Source organism: Streptomyces sp. NPDC001502, from assembly GCF_042894785.1.
GTDB classification, from domain to species: Bacteria; Actinomycetota; Actinomycetes; order Streptomycetales; family Streptomycetaceae; genus Streptomyces; species Streptomyces kutzneri.
In genome coordinates, this window is sequence record NZ_JBIAVW010000002.1 from 100,663 (window position 1) to 118,301 (window position 17,639).

Below are 17,639 nucleotides of genomic sequence, written 5' to 3' on the forward strand. Positions count from 1 at the left end.
CTAAAAGAAGCCGAGCTTCTTGGGGGAGTAGGAGACCAGGAGGTTTTTGGTCTGCTGGTAGTGCTCCAGCATCATCTTGTGGGTCTCGCGGCCGATGCCCGACTGCTTGTAGCCTCCGAAAGCAGCATGTGCCGGGTAGGCGTGGTAGCAGTTCGTCCAGACGCGGCCCGCCTGGATCGCGCGTCCCGCGCGGTAGGCGGTGTTGATGTCCCGGGTCCAGACGCCCGCGCCCAGGCCGTACGCCGTGTCGTTCGCGATCCGTACGGCGTCGTCGAAGTCCTGGAAGGACGTCACCGACACCACCGGCCCGAAGATCTCCTCCTGGAAGATCCGCATACGGTTGTCGCCCTCGAAGATGGTCGGCTGGACGTAGAAGCCGCCCGCGAGATCGCCCTCCAGTTGCCGGCGCTCGCCGCCCGTCAGGATCTTCGCGCCCTCCCGCTGGCCGATCTCCACGTACGACAGGACCTTCTTCAGCTGTTCCTCCGACGCCTGTGCCCCGATCATCGTGTCCGTGTCCAGCGGGTGCCCCGGCACGATCAGTTCGGTGCGGGCCACGGCCGCGTCGAGGAAGTCCCCGTACCGGCCCCGCTCGATCAGAGCGCGTGACGGGCTCGTGCACACCTCGCCCTGGTTGAGGGCGAACATCGTGAAGCCCTCCAGGGCCTTGTCGCGCAGGTCGTCGTCCGTCGACCAGATGTCGTCGAAGAAGAGGTTCGGGCTCTTGCCGCCGAGTTCCAGGGTGACCGGCTTCAGGTGCTCGGCCGCGTACTGCATGATCAGCCGGCCGGTGGCGGTCTCCCCGGTGAAGGCGATCTTCGCCACCCGGGGACTGGACGCGAGAGGCTTGCCCGCCTCCTCCCCGAAGCCGTTGACGATGTTGACCACGCCCGGCGGCAGCAGGTCCGCGACCAGGCTCAGCCAGTAGTGCACCGACACCGGGGTCTGCTCGGCCGGCTTCAGCACCACCGTGTTCCCGGCCGCCAGCGCCGGGGCCAGCTTCCACACCGCCATCAGGATCGGGAAGTTCCACGGGATGATCTGCCCGACCACGCCCAGGGGCTCGTGGAAGTGGTAGGCGACGGTGTCGTCGTCGAGCTGGCTCAGCGCGCCCTCCTGCGCGCGCAGCGCTCCCGCGAAGTACCGGAACTGGTCGACGGCCAGGGGCAGGTCGGCCGCCAGGGTCTCCCGCACCGGCTTGCCGTTCTCCCAGGTCTCCGCGACCGCGAGGGCCTCCAGGTTCTGCTCCATCCGGTCCGCGATGCGCAGCAGGATCGACGACCGCTCGGTGACCGAGGTACGCCCCCACGCGGGCGCCGCCGCGTGGGCCGCGTCCAGCGCCCGCTCCACGTCCTCGGCCGTGCCCCGGGCGACCTCCGTGAAGACCTGGCCGTTGACGGGGGAGGGGTTCTCGAAGTAGCGCCCGCGGGCGGGCGGAACGTACTCGCCGCCGATGAAGTGGTCGTAGCGGGGCGCGTACGACATGAGCGCCCCCTCGGTACCGGGCGCAGCGTAGCGGGCCATGGTGTCCTCCCCTGCCGGGCGCCGGCCGCCGTCGGACAGCGCTCGGTGGAGGCTAGGAGCGGGCAGGTTGCGGATACGTTGCACGCCGCCGTCCACCGGGGTCCGGGTCCGGGTCCGGGCGCACGCCGAGCTCCCGGTCCAGGGCGCGTACGCGGGCGAGCGCGGCCGGCCTGCGCTCCGGCGGCAGCGCCGCCGCCAGCGCCCGCCAGGCCTCCGGGTCGTCCGCGCCCCACGGGCCGCACACCCAGTCGGTCAGCAGCCCGGCATCCGCCCGCGCGATCACGGCCGCCCGCGCCTGGTCCTCGATCCGGCGCCGCAGCCGGACGATGCCGGGCGCGATGGAGGCCGGCAGCAGGGGGCCGGGGTAGTGGTGGAGGGCCGCGGACACCGCCCCGGCGGCCAACTGCCGGGTCAGGGCGGTGAAATCCGCGTCCAGCGGACCGGCCGTGCGATACGGGCGCGAAAGCGGCGCCGAAGGCCCCAGCAGGGCGCGCAGCCGGGAGATCTCGGCACGCAACGTCACCGGTGACACCGACTCGTCCTCGTACAGGGCGATCGCCAGCTCCTCGCCCGACAAGCCCTCGGGATGGTGCGCGAGCAGCGCCATGATCTCGCTGTGCCGCCGCCCCAGCCGGAGCGTGCGACCGGCGGTGACCAGCAGTGCCTCGTCCTGGCCGAGGGCTGTGAGTGTGTCGCGGGCGGCCGGCGGATCCGGTTCGAGCAGGGTCAGCTGGGCTTCCGCCGCCCGGGCCACCGCCTGCACGAAGCCGAGGGAGTGCGGGTGGGCCAGGCCGTCGCCCCCGGTGATGTCCACCGCGCCCAGCAGCCTTCCGGTCCGGGGGTCCCGCACCGGGGCCGCCGCGCAGGTCCACAGGTGCACCCGGCGGCTGAAGTGCTCGGCCCCGAAGACCTGCACGGGCTCGCCCGTCGCGACCGCCGTCCCGGGCGCGTTGGTCCCCATCGCCGACTCCGCCCAGCGCGCACCCGGGACGAAGCCGAGGCCCTCGGCCCTCCGCAGGGTGCCCGGTTCGCCCTCCACCCACAGCAGGCTGCCCCGCGCGTCGCACACCGCCAGCAGGTGGGCCCCGTGCGCGGCGAACGCCCCGACGAGATCCCGGAACAGCGGCATCACCCGGGCCAGCGGGTGCTCCTCGCGGTACGAGCGCAGCTCCGCCTCCGCGAGCTCCACCCGGGGCGCGCACTCCGGGCTGAGCCGGGCCCGGGCGCACCGCCGCCAGGACCGCGCGATGACCGCCCGGACCGGCTCCTCGACCCGCCCGTCCCGGGTGAACGCGGCATGGGCCCGCCGTAGTTCGCGCGTGCGCGCGGCCGGATCGGCCCCGCCCGGCAGCGCCACCGACGGATCGCCCATGTCACCCTCCCGTGGTGCCGCGGTACACAGCTGCGGAGTTGCGGAGCTGCGGGATGCCGGAGCAGCCGAGCTGCGGAGTCACCGAGCTGCGGAGTGACGGAGCCGCGGAGCCACCGAGCTACGGAGCGTCCCCATCGTCGTCCCCGTACCGGGTCCCGGCAAGCCGTACGTCGGCCAGGGCGCCGGCGGTACGCGGCCCGCGCGGGCCGAAACCTCATGGGGCGGGATCGGCCTCCAGCGCCGAGCCCGGGTCCGGGGCGGACGGCCCCGCCGGGATCCACCGGCCCGCCTCGCGGCGGTACGGCCACCAGCGCCCCTCCCGGCCCAGCCGGAGCTGGCGGCCGGTGCCCGCCTGCGTCCAGCGGGCGCGGACCCGGCGGAGCACCGGCGCCTCGCCCTCCGCCCACGCCGCGGCCAGGGCCGCACGGGCACGGGCCAGTGTGCTCCGGTCCGGCGTCCAGTCGTCCTCCAGCGCCGCGAGGCCCGGGGCCGCGCCGAAGCCCCAGGCGCGTACGGCCAGTTCCATGTCGGCCCGGCTGCGCCCGGTAGCCGCCGCCAGGCGGGAACGGACCCGGAAGTCATGAGCCCCGGCTGTGAGTCGTACGGCGTCTTCGGCGCGCGTGAGAGGGGTCGCCGGGGCGCGATCGGCGTGTCCCGGAGCCAGCGCCTCCGCGAGCCGCCGGTGGGCCTCGGCCGCGGCCGCCTGGGCCAGGAACTCCACCGCGTCCACGTCGAGATGTGGTTCCGGTTCGACCTCCGTGTCCAGCGACGGCGGCTGGCCCGGCGCCTGTGGCAGGCCCGGCACCGGGGGCAGGGCAGGAAGGACGGCGCCCGCCGCGAAGACCTCCGCCGCCGGGACCCCCTCCTCGGCGGGCGTTCGCGGAGCATGTCCTGCTGCCTCCGCCGTGCTCCGCTGCGCCAGTTCGTCCACCAGCTCGCGCTCGCCCCGGCCCCGCAGGAGCAGCAGCACGAAGGGGTCCTGGTCCAGCAGCCGGGCCACCTGGTAGCAGAGCGCGGCCGTGTGCCGGCAGTGGTCCCACTCGCCGCAGTCGCAGCGCGGATCGAGGTCCCCGATGCCGGGCAGCAGCTCCACCCCGGCCGCGGCCGCGTCCTCGGCGAGCTCCGGCGGCACCTCCCGGTCGAGCAGCGCCGCGATGTACCCGGCCTCCGCGGCGGCCAGATTCAGCAGGCGGTCCCATTCCGCTTCCGTGAACTCCTGCACCAGCACGTCCGTCCGGTGCGCCGTCCCGTCCGGATCGCGCACCACCGCGGTGAGCCCGCCGGGGCGTACCGACACCGCGCCGACCGCCCCCGAGCGCGCGTACCGGCGACCCTGCTTGACCTGCGTCCCGTCGAGCGCGCTGTCCTCCAGGGCGCGCAGCCAGGCATGGCCCCACCAGGTGTCGGCGAAGCCGCGGCCGCGGGTGGGCGCCACGGCCGGGAAGGTCTTCTCGTACGGATCCCGGGTGTTCATCGCTCACTCCCCGCGCGGGTCGGGCGCAGCGCCACGAGTTCGGCCAGTTCGGCATCGGTCAGTTCGGTCAGCGCGCCCTCGCCGCCCGTGAGGACGGCGTCGGCGAGGGCGCGTTTGCGGGCCAGGAGCTGTGCGATCCGGTCCTCGACGGTGCCTTCGGCGATGATCCGGTGGACCTGTACGGGCTGGGTCTGGCCGATGCGGTAGGCGCGGTCGGTGGCCTGTTCCTCGACGGCCGGGTTCCACCAGCGGTCGAAGTGGATGACGTGCCCGGCCCGGGTGAGGTTCAGCCCGGTGCCCGCCGCCTTCAGGGACAGCAGGAACACGGGGACCTCGCCCGCCTGGAAACGGTCGACGAGCTCCTCACGGCGCGGCACCGGCGTCCCGCCGTGCAGGAACTGCGAGGCGATCCCGCGGCCGGCCAGATGCTTCTCCAGGATCCTGGCCATCGCCACGTACTGGGTGAAGACGAGGACCGAGCCGCCCTCGGCCAGGATCGTGTCGAGGAGTTCGTCGAGCAGCTCCAGCTTTCCGGAGCGGGCGCCGTCGCCACCACCGCCACCGGCCTCCCGGGCGCCGCGTTCCGCCGGGCCGTGCTCCCGCAGGTAGTGGGCCGGGTGGTTGCAGATCTGCTTGAGGGAGGTCAGCAGCTTGACCACCAGACCGCGCCGCTCCATCCCGTCCGCCTCCGAGATCGCGGCGAGGGTCTCGCGTACGACCGCCTCGTAGAGCGAGGTCTGTTCGCTGCTGAGGGCGACGGTGTGGTCGGTCTCGGTCTTGGGCGGCAGCTCGGGCGCGATGCCGGGGTCGGACTTCTTGCGGCGCAGCAGGAACGGCCGCACGAGCGCGGACAGCCGGGCGGCGGCCTGCGGGTCGCGGCCGCTCTCGACGGGGTCGGCGTAGCGGGACCGGAAGGTGCCGAGGCGGCCGAGGATCCCGGGGGTGGTCCAGTCGAGGATGGCCCACAGCTCGGCGAGGTCGTTTTCGACGGGGGTGCCGGTCAGGGCCACGCGGGCCGCGGCCGGGATGGTACGCAGGGCCTTGGCGGTGGAGGAACGCGGGTTCTTGACGTGCTGGGCCTCGTCGGCCACGACCATGCCCCAGCCGGTGGCGGCGAGTTCGGGCGCGTGCAGGCGCATGGTGCCGTAGGTGGTGAGGACGAATCCCCCTGCTTGCCCTGCTTGCCCTGCTTGCCCAGCGTGCCCCGTGAGCCCGGCGAGGCTGCGGCCCGCGCCGTGGAAGCGGCGTACGGGGGTGCCGGGGGCGAACTTCTCGATCTCCCGCTGCCAGTTGCCCAGCAGCGAGGCCGGGCACACCACCAGGGTGGGTCCGGCGGTGGCGGGGTTCTCGGGCCGGTTGCGGTGCAGGTGGAGTGCGATGAGGGTGACGGTCTTGCCGAGGCCCATGTCGTCGGCGAGGCAGGCGCCGAGGCCGAGCGAGGTCATCCGGGCCAGCCAGCGCAGGCCGCGCAGCTGGTAGTCGCGCAGGGTGGCCCGCAGCTCCGGCGGCGCGCCGAGGGCGTCGGCCGGGGCGTCGGCGGCCTCCTGCGGCTCGTCGGCGAGGCGCGCGCGCAGCCCTTCCAGCGGACCGGTGGCCTCTACGTCGACCCGCTTGCCGTCGATCTCCGCCGACCCGGTGAGTACGGCGGCCAGCGCGTCCGCGGCCGCGATCTCACGGCCCTGGCGGGCGCGGGCCCGGCGGGCTTCGGCGGGATCGACCAGGACCCACTGGTCGCGCAGCCGGACCAGGGGGCGTTTCGCCTCGGCGAGACGGTCGAGTTCGGCGCGGGTGAGATCGCCCTGGTCGCCGAGGGCGTGGCGCCAGCTGAAGGAGAGCAGGGCGCCGGGGGAGAGCAGACCGGAGGGGCGGGCGCTCGCGGTCGTGTCGTCGGGGGAGCCGAGGACGGCCCGCGCGCTCAGGTCCCGCCGGAGCCCGCGCGGCCAGTGCACCTGGACCCCGTCGGCGGCCAGGGCGGCGGCGGCTTCGCCGAGCAGCTCCGTGACCTCCTCGTCGGCGAGTTCGACCGCGTCCGGGACGGCCGCGCCCAGCAGCGGGGTGAGCGGGGGCCACAGCCGGGAGGCGCGGCGCAGGGCGCGGAGGGCGTCCATCCGGGCCCCGGGCGGGAAGGCGCGCGCGGCGGCGCCTGATCCGGCCCAGACGTCGGCGGCATCGGCGACGAGGGCGGCGTCGGCCAGGCTGTGCATCTGAAGGACGGCCCGGAAGGCGGGGGCGGCTTCGGGGTGCTGTTCCGCGGCCGGGTCGAGAACTCGGTCGAGTTCGATCCGCAGGGAGATCCGCACTCCGGTGTCATGGCCGGCGGCCACCTCGGCGGCCCAGCCGCGCAGTTCGGGGTGGAGCTGCGGCGGGCGGTCGGCGTAGGCGGGGCCACCGGCGGCCGCCGGCGCGGCGGGGGAGCGGGGGAGGGTGTCGGCGACGGCGTCGAGGAAGGCCCGCAGCAGCGGTTCCGGCGCGGGCAGCCGGGGCGGCCCGTCGGCGTTCAGCGGCACGCAGTGGGCGGCGGGCGGCATGGCGGCGGCCAGTTCCCGGACCTCGTCGAGGTCGGCGGCCTGCAGCGGCCCGATCCGCCAGGCGTCGTGGCCGGCGGGGCTCAGCCCGGGAAGGAGCTGTCCGCGTGCGGCGAAGCGCAGGGCGAGCAGTGCGGCGGCGCCCCAGAACGCCGTGGCGGAGCCCCCGGTTCCGTCGGTCGGGTCGGCGGTTCCGGCCTCGGCTGCGGCGGCGCCCGCCTGGGCCTCGGCTGCGGCGGCGCCCGCCTGGGCCTCGGCTGCGGCGGACCGGGCGCGGGTGAGCAGGGGCAGGGCTTCATCCACGGACAGGACGCGTGCGACCACGGTGGCCCGGCGCAGGCCGGGGGTGATGACGGTGAGCTCCTCCGAGCTGCCGGTGCGGGATGAGGCGCCGGCACCGGCATGGGCGCCGGGCGTCTTGCCGTCGGTCCGCCAGAGGGCGATCCGGCCGCCGCGGGCCGGGTCGGCGGGAAGGAACACGGCGGAGTGGTGGTGGATGAGGCCGGAGATCTCGGAGAGCACGCATTCCTCAAACTTGACTACCGGGTACGGGGTGGCCGAGCGTACCCCACCGAGGGCGCCCGACGGTGTGGGCGGGGCCTTGCCCCGGGTCACTTCGAAGAACGTTCGGGTGTCGGGGAACGCCTGGTCTCGACGGCACGTTGAGCGGGTAGTAGTTGGTCGACGGCAGAAGGAGGTGTCCGCAGATGTCCACGAGCGGAAAGATCGCGGTTGCCGGAGTCGTGGCAGCCGTCGTGCTGTTCTGGACCGTGGGGTTCTGGGCGGGGCTGCTGGTCCTGATCGGCGCGCCGGTCGCCGCCTACCTCCTGCTGGACTCCTCCCAGCGGCGTCGGCTGCGGGGTATATCCAGGAAGCAGATCGGCCGCTGACCGTGGCCGCCGCGCGGTCGCCCGGCGGGGCGGCCGGGCTCCGGCATCGGTGCGGAGCCCGGCGGGCATGGCCGCGCGGCGGGACTCGGGGGCGTGCCTGTCCTGTGGCGGTGAGCCCCGAAAGGTGTGGCCCGCCCGGGCGGCGGCCGGGTCAGGCGGCACCGCTCACGACGGACAGGTCGAGGTCCGCTTCGAGCAGCATCTGGGACGCGTGGTCCACGAGGTGCCGGAGCATCGGCGAGTAGGTCTCGTCGCCGCCCAGTTCGTCCAGGATCCGGTACCCCTCGGCGCGGAACGCGTCGATCTCCGCCCGGTACCGGTCGAGGGCGGCGGGCGTCCGCAGCAGTCCCTCAAGTTCCGCTCTGGCCTGCTGCGAGCGCCCGGCAGCGGCGCGCAGGCCCAGGATGCGGGCCCGGGAATCGGGCGAGGCGTCCTCGATGACGGAGGCGAGGAGATAGGTCACCGTGCCGTTGAGCAGGTCCTCGTTGCGGCCGGACAGGATGTCTTCCTGGTCGTTGAACATTTGCCAAAGGATGCCGAAGACGTAGCCGAATTCACGCCACAGCTCCACCTTCTCGGTCGTTGTTCCCGAGAATATCGCGGCCATTGCCGTGATCATTCCGAAGGGCGCACCGGACTTTCTGCGGTACGTGTCGGCCACCGATTTCCGCGAGGCGCTGAAGATGTCCCTGCGCATGTCGTCGATCTGGCCGTCGACACTGATGATCCAGCCATTCACGATCTCGGTTATCAGCGCGCCGCGCGCCGACTCCGGGAGATCTTGCGCGAGGAGGATCTGGATGGGGAGCGAGTTCCCCGTGATGACGGATGTGAGCAGTGCCTCGTTCTCGCTGAGCTCGCCGGGGATGGAGGCGCCGTTGGCGTCCGTCAGGTCGTCGAGATAGCAGGCCGAGGTCCACCACAGCAGGTGGACGGCGGACAGTGGAATGGCCGGCCTCGGATTGCCGGTCTCCATGGCGTGTGTGAGGAGCGGCAGCACCGAGAGGGGATGTCTCAGTTTGCGGTGCTCCAAGAGCTTGGCCACTGAGTTCCTGGTCGTGCCCGCCGCCGGGCCGAGCCGCTCCAGCGCGGTGTCGATCTCCGCGTCGATGTCCTGCGAGACTTCCCGGTGCAGGTCCAGGTAGGACATGGAATTCAAGAATGGCCTCCGTCGTGAAATGGGCGCGGGTGGGAGGTGCGCACCTTCGAGCCGCTTGACTGGCCGATTCGATCATTCCGGAGGAAGGGGATCCAGAGCTATTTCCGGCCCTCTTGGCCGGTTCTTTTCGATTGCCGAGGGGTCGGAACGGTTCGCGCCCGGAGACCGGTTACCGACTAACCGCCCGGTATGGGTCGCGCATCAGGGCCGATGCCGTCGCCGCCGCTATTGGCTATCGCCGCCGCCGCCGTCGCCGCCGTCCCAGCCGTCACCGCCGGCGCCCGCTCCGGCTTGTCTTCACGACGGGCGGACCGCGATGCGGTCCAGCGCCGTCAGCAGGTCCGGCAGGTCGGGCAGGTCCGGCTGTTCCGAGTCCCCCTCGTGGGGGACCGTGAGCACCTCGCCCGGTTCCTCGTCCAGCAGGACGAAGGCCGCCTCGCCGGTGCGCGCCACGAGCGACCAGCCGGGCCCGTCCACCCGCAGGGTCCGGGCCCCCTCGCCGGCGAACGAGGACCGCACCCGGCCGGGCGGTGGCGGGGTCTTCGTGTACGCCACGGCCTCCTCCAGCGCCCGCGCGAGCCCGGGGTGCGCGGCGGCCGCCGCCCCGCCGTCCGTGGCCACGCGCTCCCGCCAGTCCGCCCACTCCCGCGCGATCTGGTCCGCGCCCATCCGCCGCTGCACCGGACCCCAGGCGTCCGCCGAGGGCGGGGCGAGCGGGACCCGCCCCGTACCGTCCGCTCCCTGCTCAGGATCGTGCGGCTCCGGGATTCCGGACGCGGCCACCGACAACTCCAGCGGCCAGCCCGCCAGCGAGACCACGATCGTCCGCTCGTCAGGGGACAGGTCGTACTCCATCCCGCAGTCCCAGGAGGCGATGGCCGTCGCGACGAGCGAGACGTCGTCCACGACGACCGTCCAGCGCGCGCCCTCCTCGTCCTGGCCGAGCACCAGCCCGTACCCCTCCCCGTTCGGCGCCACGCCCAGCAGGGAGCAGGCCTCGGGGAAGTCGTCGCCCAGAATGCCGGGGAACTGCGCCGGGGTCAGCAGCACAGCGGTCAGCACATACAGCGAGCCGCCACCCTCGTCGTCGGACACCTGGCCTCCTGGTAGCTCTCTCGTCGGCGCACCTTAACCAGCGGGTAACCCGCCCGTCGAGAGCTTGCGGGACACGATTTCCAAGGCTGCTACCTGCACGTAGAGTTGGGAACCCGCCACAGAAAGGGACACCTGGTGCAGCGTTACGATCGGCTGAGGGAGATCCTCCGTCTCGATCCCGACAAGGATTTCCTCGCCATCTACAGGCTCACCGCCACCTACGAGTTCCCCTGGGACTTCAGCCGCGCCCTGGAACTCGCCCTGTTCCGGACCTACGCCGTCCCGAGCATCGGTGGCCTGCTGGCCGAGACAGCCGAGTTCACCGACCGGACCCAGAAGCGCTACGACGACACCGCGCTGCTCCTGGACGCGGTCGTCGAGCACGGCTTCGAGAGCGACACCGCGCGCACCGCCATCCGCCGTGTCAACCAGATGCACCGCAGCTACGACATCTCGAACGAGGACATGCGGTACGTCCTGAGCACCTTCGTGGTGATTCCGGCGCGCTGGCTGGACGTCTACGGCTGGCGTCCGTTGACCCACCACGAGCGCCGGGCCTGCGCGAACTACTACGCCACCCTCGGCCGCCACCTGGGCATCACGGACATCCCGGGCTCCTACGAGGAGTTCGAAGCCGCCCTCGACGCCTACGAGGAGGCCCACTTCGACTGGGACGAAGGCGCCCGCAAGGTCGCCGACGCCACCCTCGACCTCATGGCCTCCTGGTATCCGGCGCCGGTCGCCCCCGCCGTGCGGCGCGCGAGTCTCGCCCTCCTGGACGAGTCGCTGCTGGGCGCCTTCCGGTACGAGCCCCCGCGCGCCCCGGTCCGGCGCCTCGTCCAGGGCGCCCTGTGGCTGCGCGGCCGCGCGGTCCGGCTCCTGCCCCCGCGCCGGGCCCCGCACTACGCCCGCCAGAACCCGGAGATCAAGGGCTATCCGGACGGCTACGACGTGGGTGAGCTCGGCACGTTCCCCGTGCCCGGCTCGGGTGGCTGCCCCGTTCCGCATCCCCGCCGGCCCGCCGGAGCCGAGGCCCAGCCTCCGGCCTGATCCCGGTCACCTCCGCGGACCCCGGGCATGGGGCCGACGTACGGATGTATTCAGGGGCGTCGTACGGCCAGCACGAGGAATCGGTCCTCGTCATCGGCGTACGAGGCCATGTCCCAGCCCGAACCGGTCAGCAGCGGGCCGAGGTTGTGCTCGGCCCGCATGTCCTCCGGGGTCAGCTCGCGGCCGTGGCGCGCGGCGAGGGCCGCTCGCCCGATCGGGTGGAAGAGTGCGAGCCCGCCACCGGGGCGGACCACGCGGGCGAGCTCGCGCAGGTTCGCCCCCGGGTCGGGCAGGTGGGCGATGAGCCCCGCGGCGAACACCGCGTCGAGCACCTCGTCGCCCAGCGGCAGCCGGGCCACGTCGGCGAGCAGCAGCGCGCCCTCGGCGTCCCGCCCCGCCCGCCGCGCGGCGGCCAGCATCTGCGGGGTGAGGTCCACGCCGAGCACGGTCCCGGCGGGTCCGACGGCGGCGCGCAGCGCGGTCATGGCCCGCCCGGTGCCGCAGCCCGCATCGAGCACGCGGTCTCCGGGCCGCAGTCCGCACTCGGCCACGGCGGTGGTGAACGCGGGCCCGTCCCCGGGAAACCTGCGGTCCCAGTCGGCCGCGCGCGCCCCGAAGAACTCCTGCACGTCTGTGTGGTCGTCGCTCATGTGCCCATGATCCCCCACCCGCTCAGGCTCGTGTTCCTGCGGACCGTGCGCAAGGTGGCACGTGGTGCGATCGGAGATGAACGTAGCTCTGTCATATTCCAGCAGTTCCAGCGGCTTTCGAAATGCGCCCCCTGTTCGCGCCCTCACCCGGACTAGCGTCCCGTGGCCATGGGACACCTGGGACATCTGGACCACGCCGCCTATGGGTGGCTGACACCCGCGCTGTCATATGTGATGGCATCGATCGGCGCCGCCCTCGGGCTGCGCTGCACCGTCCGCGCGCTCGCCACGACCGGAGCCTCCCGCCGCAACTGGCTCCTCACCGCGGCCTCCGCCATCGGCACCGGCATCTGGACCATGCACTTCGTCGCGATGCTCGGCTTCGAGGTCACGGGCACCGAGATCCACTACGACGTGCCGCTCACGATCCTCAGCCTGTTCGTCGCCGTGCTGGTCGTCGGCGCCGGAGTCTTCGCCGTCGGCTACGGAAAGGAGCGCGGCCGGTCCCTCGTTCTGGGGGGCCTGACCACCGGACTCGGCGTCGCCAGCATGCACTACCTGGGCATGGCGGCCCTGCGTCTGCACGGCGACGTCTCCTACGATCCGCTCACCGTCGGACTCTCCGTCGCCATCGCCGTGATCGCGGCGACCGCCGCCCTGTGGGCCGCGCTCAACATCAAGTCACCGGTGGCGGTCGCCGTCGCCTCGCTCGTCATGGGCGCCGCCGTGAGCAGCATGCACTACACGGGGATGATGGCCGTCGCCGTCAGCGTCAGCCCCTCGGACGCGGTCCTGCCCGGCGCCACGGCCATGCAGTTCATCTTCCCGCTCGCCGTCGGGCTGGGCTCCTACCTGTTCATCACCGCCGCCTTCGTCGCGCTGTCCCCGACGGTCGACGAGCGCGCCGCCTCCGCTTCGGCCCGGCACCTGGGGGAGCACACCGTGACCGTGCACTGATCGCACGCACCGCCAGTCCGTGTACCGGGCCGATCCTGCGGCACCGCACCGCTGCGTACGGGCCATGGCCGCGGCCGCATCACCCCACCCGCCGCACCCCACCCGCCGCACCCCACCCGCCGCATCAGCCCAACTGCCTCACCGCCCCACCCGCCACACCGTTTCACCTGCCCCATCGCTTCACCCGCCCCACCGCACCCGTAGGCACCGCCCGGAACGAGGAGCCCATGCGCACACCCCGCAGGAAACCGGAAGCAGCGGCGCCGCGGCTGCCCGCGCCCCCGGCACGCGGCCGCCGGGCCCACGCAGGGCCGCCGGCCGAGGAACCGGCGGAGCTCCGGGACCAGCGGCCCCACCCGCCCGCCGCGGGCACGAGCGGACCCCGGCCGCGGTTGCGGCTGCGCCCCGCCACCGTCCGCGCGAAGATCGTCTCGCTCCTGATGGTCCCGGTCGTCTCGCTCCTCGCCCTCTGGGCCTTCGCCACCGTCAACACCGCCCAGGACATGGCCCGGCTCAGCCGCGTCCACCAGGTCGACACCGAGATACGCACGCCGGTCGCCGCCGCCGTCACCGAGCTCCAGGCCGAACGGCGCGCCGCCGTCCGTCTGCTCGCCGACCCCGCCTCCGACCCGGGCGCCCTCGACCAGCAGGCCCGCCGGACCGACGCCGCCGTGCAGCGGCTGCGGCTCGGTGACCAGCACACCGTCGCCGACTCCGGCGACTACCGCTCCGACATCGTGGTCCGGCTGGAGGCGTTCGTAGCCGCCGTCGAAGGCCTGGGCCCGTCGCGCAAGGACATCACCGACCGCCGTGCCACTCCCGAGGCCGCCTACACCATCTACACCCGCGTGGTCGACTCCGCCTTCGCCGTGGGCGGCGCGCTGACCGGCGGGGAGAAGGCCGAACTCGGCCCCGACGCCCGGGTCCTGCTCGAATTCTCCCGCGCCGCGGAACTGCTGTCCCGGGAGGACGCGCTGCTCGCCACCCCCGGCCCGCGCACCGCCGAAACGCTTCGGCAGCTGACCGGCGCCGTCGAGTCCCGCCGCGCGCTCACCGACTCCGCAGCCCGTGACCTCCCCGCCGCACAGGAAGCTGTCTGGCAGTCCGCAGCCAAGAGCGCCGCCTACGCCGACCTCACCGGTGCCGAGGACCGGGCGCTGGCCGCAGGCACCTCCAAGGAGAGCCGCGGGGTGCCCGCCGGATGGGAGGCCGCCCACAACGGGATCGCCTCCTCGATGCGAGAGGTCGAGACGGCCGCACACGCCGCGGCCGCCGACCGGGCCGACCCGTTCGCCGAAGGGGCGCTCACCCCGGCCGGGGCCGCCGTGCTGCTGGGCCTGGCGGCCGTCGCCGCCTCCCTCGTCATCTCGGTCCGGATCGGCCGGGCGCTGGTCGTCGAACTCGTCTCGCTGCGCAACACCGCCCTGGAGATCGCCCACCGCAAACTCCCGCAGGCGATGGACCGGCTGCGCGCCGGCCAGGAGATCGACGTCGCTGCCGAGACCCCGCCCGGGCCACCGGCCGAGGACGAGATCACCCAGGTCGGCGAGGCGCTCCACACCGTCCACCGGGCCGCGCTCAGCGCCGCCGTCGAACGGGCGGAACTCGCCAGCGGGATCTCCGGGGTCTTCGTCAACCTCGCCCGCCGCAGCCAGGTCCTCGTACACAAGCAGCTCACCCTGCTCGACTCGATGGAGCGGCGCGCCGACGACCCGAACGAGCTCGGTGACCTCTTCCGCCTCGACCACCTGACCACCCGGATGCGCCGGCACGCGGAAAGCCTGATCATCCTGTCGGGCGCCACCCCGGGCCGGGCCTGGCGGATGCCGGTCCCCCTCACGAACGTCGTGCGGGCCGCCGTCTCCGAGATCGAGGACTACCCGCGGATCGAGGTCCGGCAGCTCGCGGAAGCCGCCGTGGTCGGGGGCGCCGTCGCCGACCTCACCCATCTGCTCGCCGAACTCATCGAGAACGCGGCCCAGTTCTCACCGCCGCACACCAAGGTCCGGGTCAGCGGTGAGCCCGTCGGCACCGGCTACGTCCTGGAGGTCGAGGACCGCGGACTCGGTATGGGCCCCGACACCCTCGGCGACGCCAACCGCCGTATCGAGCAGTCCGAATCCCTCGACCTCTTCGACAGCGACCGGCTCGGGCTCTTCGTGGTCAGCCGCCTCTCGGCCCGCCACGGAGTGAAGGTGCACCTGCGCACGTCGCCCTACGGCGGCACCACCGCGGTGGTGCTGCTGCCCAACTCCATGCTCCAGGGCGCGATCGCGGCCGGCGCCCCCGCCGGATCGCCTGCCTCTGCCTCTGCCTCCGCCCACGGCTCGATCCCGGGCTCCGCCATGACTCCAGGCTCCGCCGTGGCCGCGGAATCCGACCCGGCGCCCCGCCCGGAGCCATCGGCTCCCGCTTCGGGCCGAGCCCCGTCCCCGTCCTCGGTGCGGTCCTCCGTCCAGGCACCGAAGGCGGGCGGGAAGGCGGGCGGGAAGGCGGAACAGCCACCCGCCATGACCGTCGTACGGGAGGACGCGCTGACCCCGGCTCCGGCCCCGGCACCGCACCCCGTACGCGAGGAGCCGCGCCCGGCCCCGGTGGCTTCGCTCCGGCCGCGCGGCGGCCCCGGCGGCGCAGGCACCCGTACGCAGACGGCCGCTGTGCCCCCGGCCGCTGTGCCCCCGGCCTCGGTGACGGAACTGCCGCGCCGGGTGCGCCAGGCCAGTCTCGCCCCGCAGCTTCGGGAGGCCCCCGCCCCGAAGGCCCCGGCCGCATCCCGCCTCCCCGAGGAGCCGCCGGGCCGCAGCCCGGAGCAGGCCCGGGACCGGATGGCGGCCTACCGGGCCGGCTGGGTCCGCGGCGCCCAGGAGAACTCCCCTCACGCAGGCAGCGAAGGAGAAGTGTGATGATCGAACACCAAAGGATCGACCTCGACGGCGGCCGCAGGTCCGGCGAACTGGACTGGCTGCTCGACGACCTGGTGCTCCGGGTCCGGGAGGTCCGGCACGCCGTGGTCCTCTCCAACGACGGCCTGGCGGTCGGCGCCTCCAGCGCGCTCAGCCGGGAGGACGCCGAGCACCTGGCCGCGGTGGCCTCCGGCTTCCACAGCCTGGCCAAGGGCGCGGGCCGGCACTTCCACGCCGGGGGCGTGCGCCAGACGATGGTCGAGATGGACGAAGGCTTCCTCTTCGTCGCGGCCGCCGGCGACGGCTCCTGCCTGGCCGTGCTCAGTGCCGCCAGCGCCGACATCGGCCTGATCGCCTACGAGATGGCCCGGCTGGTGAAGCGGGTCGGCGAGCACCTCTACACCCCGCCCCGGTTCGCGGCGCGCCCGCCGGCCGCCGGCTGAGGGCGGCGGTCCGGCACATGAACGGCCAGTGGTACGACGCCGACGCGGGCCCGCTCGTCCGTCCCTACGCCATGACCGGCGGGCGTACGAAGCCGGGACCCCACGGGGTCCGCTTCGACCTGATCGCGCTGGTCGCGGTCGATCCGGCGGGTACGGACGAGGCGGCCGAGTCCCTGCTGGGCCCCGAACACCGGGCACTGCTCGGACTCTGCCGGTCCGAGACACAGTCGGTGGCCGAACTCGCCGCCGACGCGGACCTGCCCGTGGGGGTGGTGCGGGTGCTCCTCGGGGACCTGCTGGAGGGCGGGCACGTCAAGGTCAGCCGGCCCGTACCGCCCGCACAACTGCCGGACGAGCGGATTCTGCGTGAAGTCATCGAGGGATTGAGAGCACTTTGATGGGACAGCATGACGACCGATCTGCCGGACCGGCCCCGGGCGCGGATCCCGGTCCCGAGGAGGATCCCGAACTGGCCGCACTCGCACTGAAGATCCTGGTGGCGGGCGGATTCGGGGTGGGCAAGACCACGCTGGTGGGCGCGGTCAGCGAGATCCGGCCGCTGCGGACGGAGGAACAGCTGAGCGAGGCGGGTGAACTGGTCGACGACACCGGCGGCGTGGCCCAGAAGACGACCACCACGGTGGCCATGGACTTCGGGCGGATCACCATCCGGTCCGGGCTGTCCCTGTACCTGTTCGGCACGCCGGGGCAGGACCGGTTCTGGTTTCTGTGGGACGAGCTGTCGCAGGGCGCGCTGGGCGCGGTGGTACTCGCCGACACGCGGCGGCTGGAGGACTGTTTTCCGGCGGTGGACTACTTCGAGCACCGGCGCATCCCCTTCGTGGTGGCCGTCAACTGCTTCACGGACGCCCGGCGGTTCGGGGCGCACGACGTCTCGCGGGCCCTGGACCTGGAACAGGGGACGCCGGTGGTGCTGTGTGACGCACGGGACCGGGACTCGGGGAAGGAAGTGCTGATCAGGCTGGTCGAGTACGCCGGGCGGGTGCACACCGCCCGGCTGCTGGACTCGGTGGAGCCGCAGGCCGACTCCGTGTGAACCGGCCCGGTCGGCGGCATCGGGGTCAGGGATCGGGCTTCAGGGGCTGGTCATTCGGCGATACCGGCGAGGGCGATCACCTTGTCGATCCGGACCCTGACGAGGAGTTCGGTCGGGACTGCATTGCGGCGTCCGAAGGATTCGGCCTGTTCCTCGCCCATGTAGCGGGCGCCGATCCGGGTTGCCCACGTGAGCAGCTCGTCGGCGCCGTCGGTGTACCCGCTGATCTCGGCGCGGCCCTGGAGGACGACGAAGGAGAAGGGCGGCCGGTCGTCGTCCACGCAGAGCGCGACCCGGCCGTCGCGGGCGAGGTTGCGTCCCTTGACGGTGTCCTTTCCGGTGTTGAAAACGAAGGAATCGCCGTCGAGTACGAACCAAATGGGAGCGATGTGCGGACTTCCGTCCTCACGCACGGTGGAGAGCTTTCCGGTGCGGGTCGAGTGCGAGACGAACGCCCGCCATTCCTCTTGAGTCATCTTCTTCGCCATGGGGACATCCTCCTTGCCCGAAAGGCGCTGGTGGGGAAGGCTTGCGGCACAA

15 protein-coding genes are annotated in these 17,639 nt (G+C 73.3%); 7 read left to right on the forward strand and 8 right to left on the reverse strand.

All coding sequences use genetic code 11. From position 1 onward, the window contains the following. From ACFY0D_RS02885 to ACFY0D_RS02900, 4 genes are all read right to left on the reverse strand, one after another. Positions 1-1,524: an aldehyde dehydrogenase family protein gene (locus ACFY0D_RS02885; RefSeq protein ID WP_390796639.1), complete on the reverse strand. Its 1,524-nt coding sequence runs from the start codon at positions 1,522-1,524 to the stop codon at positions 1-3. A gap of 52 nt (positions 1,525-1,576) precedes the next feature. Beyond that, positions 1,577-2,896, reverse strand: a complete 1,320-nt coding sequence (locus tag ACFY0D_RS02890; protein ID WP_390796640.1) for a GAF domain-containing protein — start codon at positions 2,894-2,896, stop codon at positions 1,577-1,579. A gap of 214 nt (positions 2,897-3,110) precedes the next feature. Continuing rightward, positions 3,111-4,370: an SWF or SNF family helicase gene (locus tag ACFY0D_RS02895; protein WP_390796641.1), complete on the reverse strand. Its 1,260-nt coding sequence runs from the start codon at positions 4,368-4,370 to the stop codon at positions 3,111-3,113. Then, positions 4,367-7,417 (reverse strand): DEAD/DEAH box helicase, encoded by a 3,051-nt coding sequence (locus ACFY0D_RS02900; protein WP_390796642.1) that lies wholly within the window; start codon positions 7,415-7,417, stop codon positions 4,367-4,369. The genes ACFY0D_RS02895 and ACFY0D_RS02900 overlap by 4 nt, the downstream gene beginning before the upstream one ends. Positions 7,418-7,602: 185 nt before the next feature. Here ACFY0D_RS02900 and ACFY0D_RS02905 point away from each other — a divergent pair, with 185 nt between their 5' ends. Then, positions 7,603-7,785 carry a hypothetical protein gene (locus ACFY0D_RS02905; RefSeq protein ID WP_390796643.1) on the forward strand — a complete coding sequence of 61 codons (183 nt, stop codon included), beginning with the start codon at positions 7,603-7,605 and terminating at the stop codon, positions 7,783-7,785. A gap of 151 nt (positions 7,786-7,936) precedes the next feature. Here the strand turns inward: ACFY0D_RS02905 and ACFY0D_RS02910 are convergent, their stop codons facing one another. Both ACFY0D_RS02910 and ACFY0D_RS02915 read right to left on the reverse strand, forming a co-directional pair. Then, on the reverse strand, positions 7,937-8,935 hold the full coding sequence (locus ACFY0D_RS02910) for a polyprenyl synthetase family protein (protein ID WP_390796979.1): 999 nt from the start codon (positions 8,933-8,935) through the stop codon (positions 7,937-7,939). Between the two features lie 306 nt (positions 8,936-9,241). Beyond that, on the reverse strand, positions 9,242-10,039 hold the full coding sequence (locus ACFY0D_RS02915; RefSeq protein ID WP_390796644.1) for a hypothetical protein: 798 nt from the start codon (positions 10,037-10,039) through the stop codon (positions 9,242-9,244). 132 nt (positions 10,040-10,171) lie between these two features. On the opposite strand from ACFY0D_RS02915, the gene ACFY0D_RS02920 reads away from it, so the two are divergent. Next, positions 10,172-11,089, forward strand: a complete 918-nt coding sequence (locus ACFY0D_RS02920) for an oxygenase MpaB family protein (protein WP_390796980.1) — start codon at positions 10,172-10,174, stop codon at positions 11,087-11,089. A 50-nt stretch (positions 11,090-11,139) separates the two neighbouring features. Here the strand turns inward: ACFY0D_RS02920 and ACFY0D_RS02925 are convergent, their stop codons facing one another. Then, positions 11,140-11,739, reverse strand: coding sequence for a class I SAM-dependent methyltransferase (locus ACFY0D_RS02925; RefSeq protein ID WP_390796645.1), 600 nt, complete (start codon positions 11,737-11,739; stop codon positions 11,140-11,142). A gap of 177 nt (positions 11,740-11,916) precedes the next feature. On the opposite strand from ACFY0D_RS02925, the gene ACFY0D_RS02930 reads away from it, so the two are divergent. From ACFY0D_RS02930 to ACFY0D_RS02950, 5 genes are all read left to right on the forward strand, one after another. Continuing rightward, a complete protein-coding gene (locus tag ACFY0D_RS02930) occupies positions 11,917-12,696 on the forward strand; it encodes an MHYT domain-containing protein (RefSeq protein ID WP_390796981.1) in 780 nt (259 codons plus the stop codon). A 227-nt stretch (positions 12,697-12,923) separates the two neighbouring features. After that, a complete protein-coding gene (locus tag ACFY0D_RS02935; RefSeq protein WP_390796646.1) occupies positions 12,924-15,599 on the forward strand; it encodes a nitrate- and nitrite sensing domain-containing protein in 2,676 nt (891 codons plus the stop codon). Then, on the forward strand, positions 15,599-16,042 hold the full coding sequence (locus tag ACFY0D_RS02940; protein WP_161289274.1) for a roadblock/LC7 domain-containing protein: 444 nt from the start codon (positions 15,599-15,601) through the stop codon (positions 16,040-16,042). The genes ACFY0D_RS02935 and ACFY0D_RS02940 overlap by 1 nt, the downstream gene beginning before the upstream one ends. Positions 16,043-16,059: 17 nt before the next feature. Then, the gene (locus ACFY0D_RS02945) at positions 16,060-16,440 is read left to right on the forward strand and encodes a DUF742 domain-containing protein (protein ID WP_351156820.1); all 381 of its coding nucleotides are present in this window, start codon (positions 16,060-16,062) and stop codon (positions 16,438-16,440) included. Next, positions 16,437-17,099, forward strand: coding sequence for an ATP/GTP-binding protein (locus ACFY0D_RS02950; RefSeq protein ID WP_390796647.1), 663 nt, complete (start codon positions 16,437-16,439; stop codon positions 17,097-17,099). Before ACFY0D_RS02945 ends, ACFY0D_RS02950 begins: the two co-directional genes overlap by 4 nt. Before the next feature lie 50 nt (positions 17,100-17,149). Here the strand turns inward: ACFY0D_RS02950 and ACFY0D_RS02955 are convergent, their stop codons facing one another. Beyond that, positions 17,150-17,587: a PPOX class F420-dependent oxidoreductase gene (locus ACFY0D_RS02955; RefSeq protein ID WP_390796648.1), complete on the reverse strand. Its 438-nt coding sequence runs from the start codon at positions 17,585-17,587 to the stop codon at positions 17,150-17,152. Positions 17,588-17,639 lie beyond the last annotated feature (52 nt).